Here is a 16,782-nt window from a genome sequence, read left to right as displayed (position 1 = left end):
ATGAGGCCGCACGCGGTGATCGGGGCGGCGCGCGGTCGTGACGGCGGCGTGGTCTCAGATCAGTTCGAGTCCGCCGTCGACCGTGACGACCTGGCCGGTCGCATGGCGTCCGGCAGGTTCGGCCAGTCGCAGAACCCAGTGGGCCATCTCGTCCGCGCCGGCGATGTGGTGCGTCGGGATGCGCTCACGCTCGTAGGCGTACATGTCGTCGGCGGCTTCGGGGCTGAGGCCCGCGTGCAACATGACGTCGGTACGGGTCGGTCCGGGAGCGACCGAGTTGACGCGGACGCCTTCACCGGCGAGTTCCAGTGCCCAGCTGCTCGACGGCGGCCTTGGTGGCCGCGTAGTGCGCGCCGCCGGCCATCGGACGGTGCCCGTAGGTGCTGGAGAGATTGATGATCGTTCCGGAGGTCTTCCGCAGGTGCGGCAGGGCCGCGTGCGCGAGGAGGCTGGGAGCCACGACATTGAGCGCGAGGAGGTTCAGGACGGTCTGCTTGTCGGTCTCGACGAGCGGCATGACCGCGGTCGCTCCGGCGTTGTTGATCAGATGGTCGAGGCGCCCCCACCGCCGCACAGCGGTCCTTACGACGTCGGCGGGTGCCCCGTCGTCGCAGACATCCACGGCCAGGACCTCGATGTTGCTGTTCATCGCCGCCGTCTCCTTCAGGGGCTCCTCGCGGCGGCCGACACCGAGCACGTGCGCGCCGGCCTCCGCGAACGCGACGGCGGTGGCACGTCCGATGCCCGATCCCGCCCCGGTGACGATCGCAACGTGCCCGGACATGGTGCGGCTGGTCGAATTCACGGTCATGAGACCCTCATTCATCGTTCGAAGTTCATTGAACATCGAACATAGTGTGCAAGCGTGTGCCATTGAGTCAAACGAACTCCCCTGTTGAGCAGTGAAGACGGTCACAACGTTGTCATCTGCCTCGCATCGCCGGGCGCGGTGTGCCCTACCCTGGCTGCATGTCCGATCACGACCACCGTCCTGCCCGGCCCGACGCAGAGGTGACACTGCCCCGGCTGCTGGGCGTTCTCAGCGATCCGACGAGGCTGGGCATCGTGCGCGTGCTCTCCGACGGCGCCGAACGCGGCTGGGGCCAACTGTGCGCACCCGTCGCCAAGTCCACGCTCAGCCATCACCTCAAGACGCTGCGCGAGGCGGGCGTGACACGGACCCGCCAGGAGGGCACGCGGTGCTACGTCACGCTGCGACGTGACGCCCTCGACGACCGGTTCCCAGGGCTGCTCTCGGCCCTCCTCGACGCCGCCGCCACCGACTATGTCGGCGCCCATGTCACGGAACTCACCAAGGACACCTGATACCTGCCGACCCGCACGGCGGTCAGTGGGGCATCAGCAGCATGACCGCAGTGCCCAGGGCCATCGCACCCTCACGCACATGCTGGTAGGGCGCCGCGGCAGGCCCTGCGCGGACCACACCGGCCACCGCCCGCAACGGGGGCATGGACCGTGTCAACGACCGCAACGAGCACCCCAGCAGGACCAGTGCCAGAACCGCGGTGACCGCCGGAGCAGCGACCTGGAAACCCGCCACGCCACCGGACACCGTGAAGTGGTGTGCGTGCACCATCCATGTCATCGCCGCCATACCGGCCATGTGCGGCAACACGGCAACAGACTCGGTCGCACGGTCCTCCCTCCGTCCGATCGCACTCAGCGGAAACCAGAGCGTGGCCCCGGCGAAGAAGACCGTCATCACCACCACGGGCAGTCCCCAGCCCCAGGGCATGACCGCCATCGCCAGGGCCATGGCAGCGTGCAAGAAGTGACCGACCCGGGCGCGCCACGCACCGTCCGCCGAACGCAGACCATGCCACACAGTGTGGGCGACCACGACGGTGAACAGCGCTGTCAGCAAAGAGCGCGGCACGAGAGCGACCGTCGTCCTGGCCGACAACGACACGATCGTGCTGGTTGCGAAGAGCGTCATGCCCAGGTGACCGGGGTTCCGGAGCATCTGTGACAGGGGCCACGGTCAGCCTCGTTCAGGTGTGAGCAGCCACCGCCGGCTCGCCGGCCTCCGGCGTGGAGCGAACGACGACAGTGTCACAGCATCGCCGGATGCGCGGTCTTACCGACCAGAGCGGTCCTACCGACCGGACATGCCTGTGAGCCGGTCTGTCCGCATGAAGCCACCCTTTCCCTTGAAGCCACAAGCACACACAGAAGGGCATGCGCCATGTATGCACGAAGCGACCAGAACGCAGGCCGGACGTCGAACGCGTACGCGGAACTGACCGGCGCCTACACCATCGATCCGGTCCACAGCACGATCGGATTCGCCGTCCGGCACGCCATGATCTCGAACGTCCGGGGGAGGTTCACCCGCTTCGAAGGCCTCCTCAAGCTCGACGGGTCCCGCCCTGCCGGTTCCGAGGCGTATGTGAGTGTGCAGATGGACAGCCTGGACACGGGAATCCAGGAACGCGACGCACATCTCAAAGGACCCGACTTCCTCGACTCGGAAACGTTCCCGCTGATGGCTTTTCAGAGCACCGGCATCGTCCAGCTCGGCGACGGCACCTTCCGCCTCGACGGCCGCCTGCGCATCAAGGACATCGAACTCCCCCTCGCCCTGGACGTCACGTTCGGAGGGGCCGGCGAGGACGCCTACGGACAGCACCGGATCGGCTTCGAAGGCACGGCCACGCTCCGGCGCTCGGACTGGGGTCTGACCTGGAACACGGCACTGGCGACAGGCGGCGTCCTCATCAGTGACAAGGTCACACTGACCCTCGACATCTCAGCGGTCAGGGTCGAGGAGGCCGCGGCGGCCTGACGGACGACGGTGCGAGACGGATGAGGGTGAGGGCCAGGGACGAACGTAAACGGCCGCAGGCCGCTGCGCGGCAGAAGACACGAACGTGACACGCTCGCCGCGCTGGCCGACGCCGTGGAGACGGGCCGGAGCGCCGTCCTGGTACTGCGTGGAGAGGCCGGAATAGGGAAGTCCGCCCTCCTGGACCACCTGGCGGCACGCGCGGCCGGTCACCGTGTCGCCCGGGGAGCGGGCGCCGAATCGGAGATGGAACTGCCCTACGCGGGGCTGCACCAGCTCTGCGCCCCGTTCCTCGATCTGGCCACGCGCCTTCCGGGCCCGCAGCGACAAGCACTCGCCACGGCTTTCGGGCTCAGTACGGGACCTCCTCCGGACCGGTTCATGGTCGGCCTGGCCGTACTCGGCCTCCTGACCGACGCGGCTGCCGAGAAGCCACTTTTCTGCCTCGTGGACGACGCGCAATGGCTCGACAAGGTCTCCGCGCAGACCCTGTCGTTCGTGGCACGGCGCATGCTCGCCGAACCCCTGGCCATGGTGTTCGCCACCCGGGAGCCCTCGGGACGGGACGATTTCGCCAACCTCCCCGAACTGACACTCCAGGGTCTGACGAACGCCGATGCCCGCGCCCTGCTGGACTCGGTACCGGGCAACCCGGCGGACGAACAGATCCGCGAGCGGATCCTCGCCGAGGCACGCGGCAACCCGCTCGCGCTGCTGGAACTGCCCCAAGGCCGAACGAACCCAGGACCCACGGACGCCCTCGGCCTGCCCGGCCCGGGGCAGGTGACCGGCCGGATCGAGCGCAGCTACCTGGACCGCGTCTGCACCCTCCCCGCCGACACCCGGCGTCTCCTGCTGATCGCCGCCGCCGAACCGATCGGCGATCTCACACTGCTCCGCCGTGCGACGGAGCGCGTGGGCATCGGCCCCGGCGCGCTCGGCCCGGCAGTGGCCGCCGGACTGCTCGACATCGGTGCGCTGGTGCGCTTCCGGCATCCGCTTCTGCGATCGGCGGTCTACCGCTCGGCCTCGCTGACCGACCTGCGGGAAACCCATCGCGTACTCGCGGAGGTGACCGACCGCGCCCTGGACCCCGACCGCCGCGCCTGGCACCTGGCTCGGGCGACCGTACGCCCCGACGAGGCCATCGCGGCCGACCTGGAGGCGGCCGGCGGACGCGCGATGTCACGGGGTGGGGCCGCCGCGGCGGCCGCCTTCCTCGCGCACGCGGCAGTGCTGACACCCCAGCCGCGTCGCAAGGCGACCCGGGCCCTCGCCGCCGCCGAGGCGAAGCTCCGGGCCGGTGCGCCGACGGCGGCACGCGAGCTGCTGGCTCTGGCCGAGAGCACCGCCGCGGACGAACACGGCCGCGCGCGGGCCGCGCTACTGCGCGCACACATCGCCTTCGCCTCAAGCCACGCGGGCCCGGCACTGACCGCCCTGCTCGCCGCCGCGCGGCGGCTGGTCCCGCTGGACGTGGATCTGGCCAGGGAGACATTTCTCGACGCCCTCTCTGCCGCCATGTTCGCGGGACGGCCCGCTTCGGGGACCGACGTCGCAGATGTCGCGGCGGCCGCCCGGCAGACAACCACCGGCGCGACGAACGAACCTCGTCATGTCGATCTGCTGCTGGATGCCCTGTCCTCCCGTTTCACCGACGGGTACGAGGCTGCCGTCGACGCCTCACGCGCGGCTGTCCGGGAACTCCGCCGGGAGACCAGGACGGAGGAAGTGCTGCGCTGGTCGTGGCCGGCCTCGGTGCTCGCGGCAGAAGTGTGGGACGACCGGGCGTGGAGCGAACTGTCGGCACGGCACGTGCGGACCGCCCGAGCCGTCGGCGCACTGGCCGAGCTGCCGCTCGCGCTCAACTCGCGGGTCGTCGTCCACGTGTGCGCGGGCGAGCTGGAGGCCGCCGCCCTGCTCACCACGGAGATCGCCACGATCCAGGCGGCGGCCGACAGCAGCTTCACGGCGTACGGCACGTTGACCCTCGCCGCATGGCAGGGCCATGACCGAGAGGCCGCCGAGCTGATCCGCGCCACCATGGACGGCGCCGCGGACCGCGGTGAGACGGGAGTCGGTGTGGCCATCGCTCAGCGAGCGCTGGCCGTCCTCCACAACAGCCTGGGAATGTACGCGGAGGCATTGGACGCCGCCAGGGAGGCGAGCCGCGATCCGCGGAACCTCGTCGCGGCGAACTGGGCGCTGGTCGAGCTCGTCGAGGCCGCCGCCCGACTCGGTCGCCATGAAGAGGCCGAGCGGGCAGTGGCCGAACTGACGCGGATCACGGATGCCGCCGGAACGGACTGGGCGCTCGGCGTGCAGGCACGCTCACGCGCCCTGCTCGCCCAGGGTGCCGAAGCCGAGGCGTTGTACCGCGAGGCCGTCGAGCGGCTGGAACGCACGCTGGTCCACTCGGAGCTGGCGCGGGCGCACCTGGTGTACGGGGAATGGCTGCGCCGGGAGAACCGGCGCGGTGACGCCCGGCATCACCTGCGCACCGCACATGCGATGTTCGGCGTGTTCGGTGCTGAGGCGTTCACCGGACACGCCGTCCGCGAACTGCGGGCGACCGGTGAGACCGTGGCCTCTCGCGCGGGTGCGGCCCCGACATCGCTCACCGCTCAGGAGAAGCAGATCGCGCAACTCGCCCGGGACGGACTGACGAACTCCGAGATCGGTGCGCAGCTGTTCCTCAGCCCGCACACCGTGGAGTGGCACCTGCGGAAGGTGTACGCGAAGCTCGGCATCACCTCACGCCGACAGCTGCACACGGCACTCTGACCCTTACGCACCACCGCAGCCCGGCCATCCGGTCCCCGGGGGTCCCGCCAGGGGTCCCGGCACAGCCGACCACGCAGTGGGCCAGGGTCTACCAGGGCACGCCGGGGAGCCGCCCCGGGGGGATCTGCCAGACCAGAAAAGGCGCCGACCGACCTGTAGGCGAGTTGCGGGAAGCCCAGCGACGGTCTCCCAGGTGCGTACCCCCGCAACGGCCACCCCAGGGTCCTACGGGGCCGACCCCCGGGGTCCTGGCGTCCACCACGTGGTGCGTGGCCACGGGTTCACCACGCACTCCCCACGGGCTGTCAAAGGCGCGATGACCCCGGCCCGGGCGGGAGGTTGGTTCCACAAGCACTCCGGCCGACCGGCCCGCCTTCTCGGAGGAGCAGATCGTGGACACCGACCTGATCGAAGCAAGACGCCCACCCACCGCGTATGACACGCCGAGGATCCCGGACATCCAGAGTCTGGACGACGCCGCGTCCATGTTCACGCAGGTCCGCCCTTCCCTGCTGCACATCGCCCATAGCATCGTCGGCAGCCCGGCCGAGGCCGAGGACGTCGTCCAGGAAGTGTGGCTGCGACTGCAGCGCACCGACCGGGCGGCCGTGCACAACCCGTCCGCTCTGCTGCGGACGATCACCGCTCGGCTGGCGATGAACGTGGTGCAGTCGGCTCGCCGGCGCCGTGAGTTCAGCGCCAGTACGTGGCTTCCGGACCCGACGGACGTCGACGCGACACCGGAGGCGGTCGCCGAGCGGCAGGACGCCGTCGAGCGAGCCGTCGCCCTGTTGCTGGGGACGCTTACACCCAAGCAGCGCGCCGCCTACATACTGCGCGAGGGTTTCGGCTGCTCCTACGACCGGATCGCCTCACTTCTCCGGATCAGCGTCGTGAACTCACGGCAGCAGGTCGCACGCGCCCAGCAGCGACTCGGCACACGGCGCCACCGCCAGGAGGTCGACGCCGTGACGCACCGTCGTCTCGTACAGGCGTTCCTCGGGGCCGCACGCACCGGCGACCTGACCCACCTGGAGCGCGTTCTCCTCGCGGAGGCCTGCTGACGACAGCCCACACACACCTGCCATGTCCCGCGTGCTGCCTCGAAGGCCGCCCGATCATCTCGCACAAGGCGGGATCGGACGCGGTCACCCAGTCCTCCCATGTCGCTGTCGACGAGATCCTCGTACGACCCCACCGCCGGCCTGCCCCGGCGAACTCGACGCCGCACAGCGGGAACAGCTCCTGGCGGCGGCCGGGCGCTGCCCCGTGCACCGTCTGCTGACCAAGGACATCGCGATCGTCACCGTACCCGCGCGGCCGGCCGAACCCGAGATGCCGACGGATGTCCCTCCGCAGCCGTGACATGCCGAAGGGCCTGTCCGCCGGGGGGGGGGCGGCTACGACGCGGCTCCGCCGTCCAGCAGTTCGAGACTGATCTCCTTGCGGGAGGAGATGCCCATCTTCACGAACACCTTGCGCAGATGCCACTCGACGGTGTGCGGGCTGAGCAACAACCGAGCGCCGATCGCGGGGTTGGTGAGCCCGCTGTGGGCGAGCCGTGCGATCTCCGACTCCTGAGCGGTCAGCACCGCGGGCGCCGCCACGCCCCGTCTGCCGACCTTCGCACCCGCGGCTGCGAGTTCACGGCGTGCGCGTTCCGCGAAGGCCTCGGCGCCGACCGCGGTGAACACCTTGTGCGCCTGACTCAGCTGAGCACGGGCGTCCGCCGGTCGGTCCTGGACGCGCAGCCATTCGCCGTAGCGGAGCCGGGCGCGGGCGCCGTCCATACGGGCCTGTGTGGTGTCGAGCAGTTCGATGGCTCTACGGTGCGAGTCGTCGGCGCGTTGGTCATCGCTCATCAGCGCACTCACACCGGCGGCGACGCCGAGCGCCCACGGGGTTCCGCTCGCCCGGGCCATCTCTTCGACCGTACGGGCCTCGTCGACCGCGTCGGCCCGCCGGCCGAGCCCGACGGCCGCCTCGACGAGTTCCACCCTCGACTGCAGGGAGAGCCCCATCTCCTGGGGGTTCTCACAGCCGCGCAGGGCCGCGGCGTACGCCTCCTCGTACCGGCCCTGACCGTTGTGGAGAACCGCCGCGGCCCACTGTGTGGCCGTCAGTACCTTCCCCTCGCCCCGCAGAACGCGGTCCTGGGTGACGGCGTCGATGGACGCCCGGGTCGCGGCCTCCCGTCCCTTGAACGGCTCCACGACCAGCGCACCGTAGTGGGCGAAGAAACTGCTGCCCGTGGCCTCGCCGATCGCCTGCGCCTCCGCAACCAGGGAATCGGCGCCCTGGAGGTCACCGGCAAACACCCGGTTGGACAGCCGCAGCAGCAGGGCCGAGGACAGCACGGTGAGCGCGCCCGCCTCACGGGCAAGGTCGACCAGACGCTCGGACAACACGGTCCAGGCCTCGAAGTCCCAGATGCTGTGCGCCATGCGGCACACCAGTGGCAGCCAGCCCAGGCCCTCTTCCCGGGAGATCTCCTCGCTATGGAAGGCGGTCACGGCCCGGCGCAGCGCCGGCGCCCCGTCCGCGTAGCCCTCGGTGATCACTCGTGACAGCCCCCGCAGAAGAGCGTCCTCCCGCGTCGGGGCGTCCGAGTGGCTCGGGGCACTCAGTACGGCTTCCGCGACGTCGCGCACCCCTCCCCTGGCCAGTCGGCCCGCGGTGAGCGCCGCGTAGATCGCGTCGCGGTAGGTCTGGCGGGCGAGCACGGCGTCGAACGGCTGCAGGCGCTTGGCCGCCTCCAGCAGCATCGGCAGGCCGGCGCCGGCACTCTTCGACGCGGACATGATCTGCCCGCGCAGCAGAGTGGCCTGCGCGGCGCTGACCTCGTCGAGACAGCTCAGCTCGGCCGCTTCCACGAGTTCGCGTGCCGGCTCGAAGGCTCCTACCTGGAACGCGGCCCGCGCGGCGGCCAGAGCTCTGCCGCCGCGGCGGGTGGGGTCGGGTGTCAGCTCCGTGGAACGCTCAAGGAAAGCCGCCGCGGCCGCGATGCCACCACGCGCCCGGGCCCGCTCAGCCGAACGTTCCAATTCGGCCGCCACCGTCTCGTCGGGGCCCACCACGGCACCGGCCAGGTGCCACGCCCGGCGGTCAGGATCCACCTCCGCGTCGATCACGTCCGCGAGGGCCTCGTGCGCGCGCCGCCGGTCGGCGGCACCGACCGCGCGATACGCCGCGGAACGAACCAGCGGGTGCCGAAAACGCACCCAGGTGCCGAACACGATCAGTCCGGAAGCCTCGGCGTCCATGACGGCGTCGTCCACCGCGATCCCCAGCCGTTCACCCGCTCGCCGGATCAGGGTCACATCACCCGCCGGCTCGGCGGCGGCGAGGACGAGCAACTGCCGTGTCTCCTCGGGAAGCGCGGCGACACGACGTACGAAGCCGCTCTCGATCTGGCTGGACAGCGGCCGGACGTCGGGCTCGGCGAACCCGCCGGCCAGTTCGACATCGGCCAGCCCGCGCGGGAGTTCCAGCAGAGCCAGTGGGTTGCCCCGCGTCTCGGCGACGATGCGGTCCCGCACCGCGTGGTCGAGCGGACCTGTGACCACCGAGTCGAGCAGCCGGCGCGACTCGCTCTCCGTCAGACCTGTCAACACCAGTTCGGGCAGCCCCGGGAGGACCTCGCGGGGAGTGGGCTCCCGCACGGCAAGGATCAGCAGGATCGAGTCCGCCACCAGTCTGCGGGCCACGAACTGCAGTGTCTGGGCCGAGACGCTGTCGAGCCACTGTGCATCGTCGACGACGCACACCAAGGGTTGATCGCCCACATGACCGGCGAGGAGACTCAGGGCGGACAGACCGATCAGGAACCGGTCGGGGACGTCACCCGGCTGGAGCCCGAACGCCGTGCGCAGTGCGTTGCGCTGCGGCTCCGGCAGGTCGTCCATGTGTTCGAGCAGTGGTGCGCACAGTTGATGCAGGCCGGCGTAGGAGAGTTCCCGCTCCGACTGCACCCCGGCTACCCGGACCACTCGGCATCCGTCGGCACGATCCAGCAGATGTCTCAGCAGTTCACTCTTGCCGATCCCCGCTTCGCCGCGCAGCACGAGGACCTCGCTGCGCCCGCTTCTGACGCCGGCCAGAAGGCCGTCCAGCACCTGGCGCTCGTACCGCCGCCCGACGAGTTCGGTCCTAGCTCCGTCCCGCGCCATGACAGCCTCCCGGCTGCCACGATACCCGGCGTCCCGGCCATGGCCGCTGGTCAGGTGGCCATGCCCACCACCAGCGCGGCACACAGGAACAGCACGACGGTGATCAGTGTCATGGCCACCAGTGTGCCGCGCAGCCAGTGTCCGAAGCGGATGCGGTGCGCCTTCTCCACGGCGCTGACGCTGTCGGCGATGTGATCGGTGACCATGCGCGCCACGTATCGCTGCTCGTCGAGGTACCACTGTTCGAGGTCGCGCTTCTGGCCGGGGCTGAAGTCGTCGGCCCGCGCGGTGAATTGGGCCAGGCGCCGGCGGGCCGCACCGAGGTGGGCCTCCCGGTAGAGATGGGCCTCGATCTCGGCCAGGCCGCGGGCCGCTGTCTGCTTGTCCGTGTCCATCATGTGCTCCGATGTACTCCGATGTACTCCGATGTGGAACGTGGGGTCGGCCGATCCCCCATGTGATCGGCCGGCCGTCACACGGTCCTGCCCGGACGCGGCGTCTCAGAGGGTGGCCTGAGCCGCCGCGTTGATCAGGCGGGCGACCTCGCCGGGGCGCGAGACGCCGACGGCGTGCGAGGCGGCGACGCGCACCGCCGTGGCGTTCGCCCGCTCGGCCATGAAGATCTGTGCCTGCGGCGGGATGTTCCTGTCCTCCGTGGCCACCAGCACCCATGAGGGAATCTCCCGCCAGGCCGGCGCGGAGGCGCCCTCGCCCAGCGCGGCATCGGTCACGGGCCGCTGGGTGGCCGCCATGACCCCTGCGGTCTCCGCGGCGACATCGGCGGCGAACTGCTGGTGGAACTTTCCCTTCTCGATGTACAGGTCGGTGACCTGGCTGCCGTCGGGGAGTGTGACGGGCACCGGCCGAAGGGCCTCGCCGAGGGTGCTGCCGGGAAACTTGCCCGACAGCGCGATGGCGCTCTCCCCCTCGTCCGGCAGGAAGGCCGCGACGAACACGAGTGCCTTGACGTTGCCGAGTCCCTTGCCGGCGTTGCTGATGACGGATCCGCCGTAGGAGTGTCCGACCAGCACCACCGGACCCTCGATGGAGGCCACGAGCTGCCTGACGTACTCGGCGTCGCCACCGAGTGTCCGCAGCGGATTGCTCGCGGCCACCACCGGGTATTCGTGCGCTTGGAGTCTTTCCACGACCCCGTTCCAGCTGGAGGAGTCCGCGAACGCGCCGTGTACGAGGACGACGGTCGGATTCTGTGCAGTCATGGGATCGGCCTTTCAGTCGCGTATCTGCCGTTCGGGAGGTCGGTCGGGCGGTCAGTCGGTGCCCAGTGCCTTGCGCAGGACGTGGACGGCCTGCTCGACGGCCGCGGTCGAAGCCTGCGTTCCGCGGACGGGGTTCAGCATCATGAAGTCGTGCAGGGTCGCGTGGTAGCGGATGCTGGTGGTGGCGACACCCGCCTGGATCAGCTTGCGGGCGTACGCCTCGCCCTCGTCGCGCAGCACGTCGTTCTCGTCGACGATGACGAGCGCCGCCGGCAGGCCCCGGAGGTCGTCGAGGGTGGCCCGCAGCGGGGACACGGTGATCTGGGCGCGTTCGGCGGGATCGGTGGTATACGCGTCCCAGAACCACTCCATGGCCTTCGCCGTCAGGTGGGGGCCGTGCGCGAAGGTCCGGTAGCTCTCGGTGTCCTGGGCGGCGTCTGTCACGGGGTAGTACAGCGACTGGTGCAGGAAGACCACGTCGCCGCGCTGCTTGGCCATGTGTGTCAGGGCTGCGGTCATGTTGCCGCCGACGGAGTCGCCGGCGACTACGAGACGCGAGCCGTCCAGGCCCTCCTCGGCTCCCCTGGTGGTGATCCACCGGGCGGCGGCGTAGGCCTGCTCGATGGCGACGGGGTACTTGGCCTCGGGAGACTCCGAGTTCGTGCAGCAGAGGCGGCTTGGCGGTGGCGTCGGCGAAATCCTGGGCGGCGGGTTCGAGAATGACGTCGCTCACGGCGTACTCCTTCGGCAGAGGCGAGTCCGGGCTTCACCTCATGAGACCGGGCCGAGAGCTTTCGTGTGACACAGCACAGCATGACGGAAGGCGATTCACACCGTCCGGTCGTGGCCGCGAGGCCCCTGTCCGGGGGTAGGACCGTTGCTGTCGGAGGAACTGGGCAGCAACGTGCCGTCGACGTAGAGATCCACGTGCTCGTTGTAGAACGCGGTCATTCCCGCGATGCGGTTGGCGTGAATCGTGGGGAAGTCGTACGTCCAGGCGATGTCGGCCCCCGTCCGGGGGGGGCACCGTCCAACGACCAGTAGGCGCTCGTCGTCCCCTTGCAGGGACTCCTGGTCACGGTGTCCGACTGCCGCAGCCGACCCCAGTCGATTCGGGTGCGGTCGAGGTAGTAACGGGTGGGCGGCCCGGTCTCGAACAGCTTCACGCAGTCGGACGCCTCCGCCAGCACCACTCCCTCCACCTCCACCCGTACGCTGCAGGTCCTCGACGGGAATGCTGTACTGCGGGTAGGCCTGCCATTCCCAGACGTAGAGGGCGCGGCGCGTATCGAAGACGACACGGCCGCCGATCAGACCCCGGATGCGGCGCGGCACGGGCTCCATGTGCCCGACCGGCACGATGAGGCCGGGGTGCAGAACGCCTTCGACTGCCAGGGCGGTCACCTCGGTTCGTTCGCCAACGGTGTGTTTGCCGGCCCCGTCACGGGCGAGCTCCGTCACGGGCCGTGGGCACGGCTCCGGACATCGAGGGACCACGCCCACACGTTCGATGGTATCCGGTGTGAACAGTGGTGTTCCCGTGTCACAGAACGCCAGGGTGTCCGGTCAATGGGCCGCAACCATTGCGCCTACAACCGCATCAACGTCATCAACCGTCAGCCGGCAGCCAGCAGGCGGCTACCAGGTCGGCATGTTCGGCTGACCCTTCGAGGCGTAGGCCGGTGTCACACCGGTACACGCCCACCGGTCTTGTGGGTAGAACGGACCGTCACGTCGTTCCGTGCCGCCGCCTCGGCGCGAACCGCCATGAAAGGAACACCGTTATGTCGTATCCCTATCCCGAGCAGAAGTACTGGGGCGAGGACGGTGAGGTCAGCGCCGTCTTCCGGCCCGCGGCCACCCCTCCGGCCCTCGGCGTCAGCGGCGCGGGCCAGAGCGCCACCCACTATCTGGCCACCACCGAGACCACCCGGGGAGAGTTCGGGCTGTACCGAGTGGAGATGAAGCCGAGGGCAGGCGGTCCCAAGACCCACTTCCACAAGCGGATCTCGGAGTCCTTCTACATCCTGGACGGAACGGTCCGGGTGTTCGACGGCGTGCAGTGGATCGACGCGCGCAAGGGCGATTTCCTTCATGTGCCGCAAGGCGGCCTGCACGCCTTCCGCAACGACTCCGACGCCCCGGCCGACATGCTCCTGCTGTTCACCCCCGGAGCGCCCCGTGAGGAGTACTTCGAGCAGGTGTCCCAACTGGCGCACGCCTCGGACGAGGAGCGGGACGCGTTCTTCGACAAGCACGACTCCTACTTCGTGGAGTAGGCGAGAGTGCCGGCGCCTCCTTCTCCCCTGCCCTGCCAGGAAGGCTGTCATGAGTGTTCCGTCCCGGCCCACCGAGTCCCCCGTGACCAGTGAGCTCGACCAGCTGCCCGACCGCGACCGCGAGGAGACCGCCGAATGGCAGGCCTCTCTCGACGCCGTCGTGCGCAACGCCGGGCCGGACCGGGCGGTGTATCTCCTGCGCCGTGTGCACGAGTTCGCGACCCGGTCCGGGATGTCCCTGCCCGGCCTGTTGACCTCGGACTACATCAACACCGTCCCCGCCTCGGCCCAGCCCGCGTTCGACGGCGACCTGGCCATGGAGACCAGGATCACCGCGCTCAACCGGTGGAACGCGGCGGCCATGGTCACCCGTGGGGCACCCCTCGGACTGGGCGGCCACATCGCCACGTACGCCTCGGCGGCCTGGCTCTACGAGATCGGGTTCCACCACTTCTTCCGCGGCAAGGACGGTGACGGCTCGGGCGACGGCCGTCATCTGCCCGCGGACGCCGTCGTGGTGGGAGTCGGCATCATCCCAACGTCGGCCTCGCCGAGGCAGCGGGCCTCGATGTGGACAACGGCATCGTCACCGACGCGCATCTGCGGACCTCGGACCCCGCCGTCTTCGCCGCCGGGGACGTCGCCAACGCCTTCCACCCGAAGCTCGGCCGGCACCTGCGCGTGGAGCACTGGGCCAACGCCCTGCACCAACCGCGTACCGCGGCCTAGAGCATGCTCGGAAAGGACGCGGTCCACGGCCGGCTGCCCTACTTCTACACCGACCAGTACGACCTCGGCATGGAGTACACCGGCTACACGGAGCCAGGCGGCTACGACCGTGTCGTCCTCCGCGGTGAGCCCGACGAGCGGCGCTTCATCGCGTTCTGGATGTCCGGCAGCCGCGTCCTGGCCGGGATGAGCGTCAATGTGTGGGACGTCATCGACGACATCCGCTCGCTCATCGAATCCGAGGCCGTGACGGAGGACGGCGCACTGTCCGACCCCGCTGTCCCCCTGCGGAGTCTGCTGCCCTGAGGCCGGCATCGGCGAGCTCCCGGCGCACAAGGTGTCACACGATCGGTGTCTGTCACAGAGGCTCCTGCTGTTCGGTCAGAGCGGGTAGGGGCCTTCCGGTCTCTCTTGTGACCTGCCGCAGAAGGACACCCGATGAACCACGATTTCGATCACGACGACGATCCCACAGCAGCCTCCGTGTTCCTGGCGGCGGAAGCAGCCGTGCTCACGGAGCGGGTCCGCATGCTGCGGCAGCAACTGGCCGACGTCGACGCGCGCATCCGGGAGACCGCCGAGAAACTGGGCCGGCTGGAACCGCCGCGTTCCGCTCCCTGCCGGCCCTGACCGCACGACGCACGGCCGTCTCGGCTGCGGCTCAGGACAGTGGCACCCTCTACTGCATCTTCCGATTCGTCGCGTACTGGTGCGTCTGTGGTGAAGAGTATGCTCCTCCCAACGATGTCACGAGGTACCCGTCCCGGCGTCCCAACCGTGCGGCCCCATAACCCTGGGCCGGGCACGGCCCGGTGCATGGGAGTGAGGATGAGAGGAAGCCATGGTCCCGGCAACTCACACGGCGCACAACATCGAAACCACCGCTGAGAGCCTCCAGGGGGATCTGGCCCGCCTGGAGCTGCAGAAGCGGGCGCTGGAGAGGGAACTGGCCGCGGTCGTCGCGCACCTCGACTCGGTCCAGCGGGCTCTGAGCGCCCTGTCGGTCCTGATGTCCGACTCGCCCGGCGCGACACAGTCCGCCACGACCGGGAACACCGATCGGCACCACGCTGCGCAGACGGTGCAGGAGGTCGCCCCCTCCCGAGCGGCGGAGCCGCCGTCGGACGACACCGCCCCCGCGGAATCCCAAGGCGGGCGGGAGGAACGTGCTTCTCGTGCTGCCGACGCCCCGCGTTCCAAGGCGCCCGAGCAACAGCAGCAGTACGGACAGCTCACCGAGCAGATCATCGAGTACTTCACGCACATCGCCGACAAAGAAGTCCGGGCCCGCGACGTGGCCGCGGCGCTCGGCCGTGACACCGACAGCGGAGCCATCAACGCCGTGCGCAGTACGCTCGACCGGCTTGTCGGCACTTCGCGGATCCAGCGAGCCGGCCGAGGTCTCTACCGGGCCGGCTGACGCGCCGGGTGACGCCGGGCAACGTACAGGACAGCACGGGTGCGCCGGCTGCGCGCTTTCTGTCTCCGACCCCCGGGAACACGCCCTCCTTTCACACTGTTGAACCTTGCAGGAGAAAGGACGGCGATATTCGTGCACGGTGAGTACAAAGTTCCTGGCGGCAAGCTGATCGTCGTGGATGTCGACGTGGAGGACGGCGTGCTGCGGCACCCCCGGGTCACGGGCGACTTCTTCCTCGAACCGGACGAGGCACTCGACGCGATGAACCGCGCGCTGGACGGCGCTCCGGCGGACACCGACGCGGCCGGTCTTGCGGCCCGCGTCGACAGGGCGGTGCCGGACGGCACGGTCATGTACGGATTGACGTCCGACGGCGTCGGCATCGCCGTACGCCGGGCGCTCGCGCACGCCAGCGACTGGACCGACTACGACTGGCAGCTGATCCACGACGGCCCGCAGAGTCCTGGGCTCCACATGGCGCTGGACGAAGCGCTCACCGCTGAGGTCGCCGCCGGTCGTCGGCCGCCGACGCTCAGGGTGTGGGAGTGGGCGGCCCCGGCGGTCATCATCGGCAGCTTCCAGTCCCTGCGTAACGAAGTCGATGTCGACAGCGCCCGCGAACACGGCATCGAGGTCGTACGCCGGATCTCCGGTGGCGGGGCGATGTTCGTGGAGCCCGGCAACACGATCACCTATTCCCTCTCCGTGCCGGACGCTCTGGTGCAGGGGCTGTCCTTCCAGGACAGCTACGCCTACCTCGACGACTGGGTGCTCGACGCGCTCGGCGAGATGGGGATCAAGGCCTGGTACCAGCCGTTGAACGACATAGCCACCGACCAGGGGAAGATCGCCGGCGCGGCGCAGAAGCGCATCGTGGGACCGGACGGAGGGCCCGGCGCCGTTCTGCACCACGTGACGATGGCCTACGACATCGACGCCGACAAGATGCTCAGTGTGCTGCGCACGGGGCGGGAGAAGCTGTCGGACAAGGGCACGAGGAGCGCGAAGAAGCGAGTGGATCCGCTGCGGCGGCAGACCGGCCTGGCACGGGAGGCCATCATCGCGGGGCTGATCTCATCGTTCAGGACCCGTTACGGGCTCGCCGCCGGCAAGGTGACGGACACGGAGATGGCGCGTGCGCGTGAACTCATGCGCACGAAGTTCTCCACGCCGGAGTGGACGGCCCGCCTCCCCTGAACCCGGCGGTGCTGCGTGCGGTGCTGCGCGCCGCGCGCGACGGCCCGGCCGGACCAGCCGGACCGGACCGGCTGGTCCGTAGCGTGCGTCAGCCCATCTCTTCCAGGGTCTTGCCCTTGGTCTCCTTGACGAATTTGAGGACGAAGGGGATGGAGAGTGCGGCGAAGACGGTGTAGAT

At 69.7% G+C, this 16,782-nt stretch carries 13 protein-coding genes and 5 pseudogenes; 10 read left to right on the top strand and 8 right to left on the bottom strand.

The window, feature by feature from the left end:
* Nucleotides 1-54: 54 nt before the first annotated feature.
* Nucleotides 55-784 (bottom strand): annotated as a pseudogene (locus tag C6Y14_RS41220) (SDR family NAD(P)-dependent oxidoreductase).
* A gap of 185 nt (nucleotides 785-969) precedes the next feature.
* Here C6Y14_RS41220 and C6Y14_RS41215 point away from each other — a divergent pair.
* Nucleotides 970-1,326 carry an ArsR/SmtB family transcription factor gene (locus C6Y14_RS41215; protein ID WP_107022069.1) on the top strand — a complete coding sequence of 119 codons (357 nt, stop codon included), beginning with the start codon at nucleotides 970-972 and terminating at the stop codon, nucleotides 1,324-1,326.
* Nucleotides 1,327-1,348: 22 nt separating this feature from the next.
* Here the strand turns inward: C6Y14_RS41215 and C6Y14_RS41210 are convergent, their stop codons facing one another.
* The gene (locus tag C6Y14_RS41210) at nucleotides 1,349-1,957 is read right to left on the bottom strand and encodes a DUF5134 domain-containing protein (protein ID WP_107022115.1); all 609 of its coding nucleotides are present in this window, start codon (nucleotides 1,955-1,957) and stop codon (nucleotides 1,349-1,351) included.
* Nucleotides 1,958-2,206: 249 nt separating this feature from the next.
* Between C6Y14_RS41210 and C6Y14_RS41205 the strand changes: the two genes are divergently transcribed.
* The 3 genes from C6Y14_RS41205 (at nucleotide 2,207) to C6Y14_RS41195 (ending at nucleotide 6,654) form a co-directional block, all read left to right on the top strand.
* Nucleotides 2,207-2,806 carry a YceI family protein gene (locus tag C6Y14_RS41205; RefSeq protein WP_107022068.1) on the top strand — a complete coding sequence of 200 codons (600 nt, stop codon included), beginning with the start codon at nucleotides 2,207-2,209 and terminating at the stop codon, nucleotides 2,804-2,806.
* Between the two features lie 63 nt (nucleotides 2,807-2,869).
* Entirely contained in the window at nucleotides 2,870-5,590 is a 2,721-nt protein-coding gene (locus C6Y14_RS41200) for a helix-turn-helix transcriptional regulator (RefSeq protein ID WP_107022067.1), read from the top strand.
* Nucleotides 5,591-5,982: 392 nt separating this feature from the next.
* Nucleotides 5,983-6,654 carry a sigma-70 family RNA polymerase sigma factor gene (locus C6Y14_RS41195; RefSeq protein WP_107022066.1) on the top strand — a complete coding sequence of 224 codons (672 nt, stop codon included), beginning with the start codon at nucleotides 5,983-5,985 and terminating at the stop codon, nucleotides 6,652-6,654.
* A gap of 336 nt (nucleotides 6,655-6,990) precedes the next feature.
* Here C6Y14_RS41195 and C6Y14_RS41185 read toward each other — a convergent pair whose 3' ends face one another.
* The 5 genes and pseudogenes from C6Y14_RS41185 to C6Y14_RS41165 all read right to left on the bottom strand — a co-directional run bounded on the left by C6Y14_RS41185 (nucleotide 6,991) and on the right by C6Y14_RS41165 (nucleotide 12,374).
* Nucleotides 6,991-9,759, bottom strand: coding sequence for an ATP-binding protein (locus C6Y14_RS41185; RefSeq protein ID WP_107022064.1), 2,769 nt, complete (start codon nucleotides 9,757-9,759; stop codon nucleotides 6,991-6,993).
* 50 nt (nucleotides 9,760-9,809) lie between these two features.
* Nucleotides 9,810-10,157 carry a hypothetical protein gene (locus C6Y14_RS41180; RefSeq protein ID WP_225891537.1) on the bottom strand — a complete coding sequence of 116 codons (348 nt, stop codon included), beginning with the start codon at nucleotides 10,155-10,157 and terminating at the stop codon, nucleotides 9,810-9,812.
* 102 nt (nucleotides 10,158-10,259) lie between these two features.
* Complete coding sequence (locus tag C6Y14_RS41175) at nucleotides 10,260-10,979, bottom strand: alpha/beta fold hydrolase (protein WP_107022063.1); 720 nt, start codon at nucleotides 10,977-10,979, stop codon at nucleotides 10,260-10,262.
* 51 nt (nucleotides 10,980-11,030) lie between these two features.
* Nucleotides 11,031-11,630 (bottom strand): annotated as a pseudogene (locus C6Y14_RS41170) (alpha/beta hydrolase); the annotation flags it as partial.
* Nucleotides 11,631-11,807: 177 nt separating this feature from the next.
* Nucleotides 11,808-12,374, bottom strand: a pseudogene (locus tag C6Y14_RS41165) (DUF427 domain-containing protein).
* A 389-nt stretch (nucleotides 12,375-12,763) separates the two neighbouring features.
* On the opposite strand from C6Y14_RS41165, the gene C6Y14_RS41160 reads away from it, so the two are divergent.
* The 6 genes and pseudogenes from C6Y14_RS41160 to C6Y14_RS41140 all read left to right on the top strand — a co-directional run bounded on the left by C6Y14_RS41160 (nucleotide 12,764) and on the right by C6Y14_RS41140 (nucleotide 16,604).
* Complete coding sequence (locus C6Y14_RS41160) at nucleotides 12,764-13,258, top strand: cupin domain-containing protein (protein ID WP_107022062.1); 495 nt, start codon at nucleotides 12,764-12,766, stop codon at nucleotides 13,256-13,258.
* A gap of 49 nt (nucleotides 13,259-13,307) precedes the next feature.
* Nucleotides 13,308-13,769 (top strand): annotated as a pseudogene (locus C6Y14_RS45420) (pyruvate dehydrogenase (acetyl-transferring), homodimeric type); the annotation flags it as partial.
* Nucleotides 13,743-14,293, top strand: a pseudogene (locus C6Y14_RS41155) (oxidoreductase C-terminal domain-containing protein); the annotation flags it as partial. The pseudogenes C6Y14_RS45420 and C6Y14_RS41155, both read left to right, overlap by 27 nt.
* Before the next feature lie 132 nt (nucleotides 14,294-14,425).
* Entirely contained in the window at nucleotides 14,426-14,617 is a 192-nt protein-coding gene (locus C6Y14_RS41150) for a hypothetical protein (RefSeq protein WP_107022061.1), read from the top strand.
* Between the two features lie 211 nt (nucleotides 14,618-14,828).
* Complete coding sequence (locus C6Y14_RS41145) at nucleotides 14,829-15,407, top strand: hypothetical protein (protein WP_107022060.1); 579 nt, start codon at nucleotides 14,829-14,831, stop codon at nucleotides 15,405-15,407.
* Between the two features lie 132 nt (nucleotides 15,408-15,539).
* On the top strand, nucleotides 15,540-16,604 hold the full coding sequence (locus tag C6Y14_RS41140) for a lipoate--protein ligase family protein (protein ID WP_107022059.1): 1,065 nt from the start codon (nucleotides 15,540-15,542) through the stop codon (nucleotides 16,602-16,604).
* A gap of 88 nt (nucleotides 16,605-16,692) precedes the next feature.
* Here the strand turns inward: C6Y14_RS41140 and C6Y14_RS45975 are convergent.
* The coding region (locus C6Y14_RS45975) for an MFS transporter (protein WP_404828908.1) at nucleotides 16,693-16,782 on the bottom strand (90 nt) is incomplete at its 5' end.

The sequence above is a fragment of the Streptomyces dioscori genome, from assembly GCF_003024195.1.
GTDB lineage: Bacteria > Actinomycetota > Actinomycetes > Streptomycetales > Streptomycetaceae > Streptomyces > Streptomyces dioscori.
Note: the sequence above shows the minus strand (reverse complement) of the source record. Positions and strands in the feature narration are given on the sequence as shown.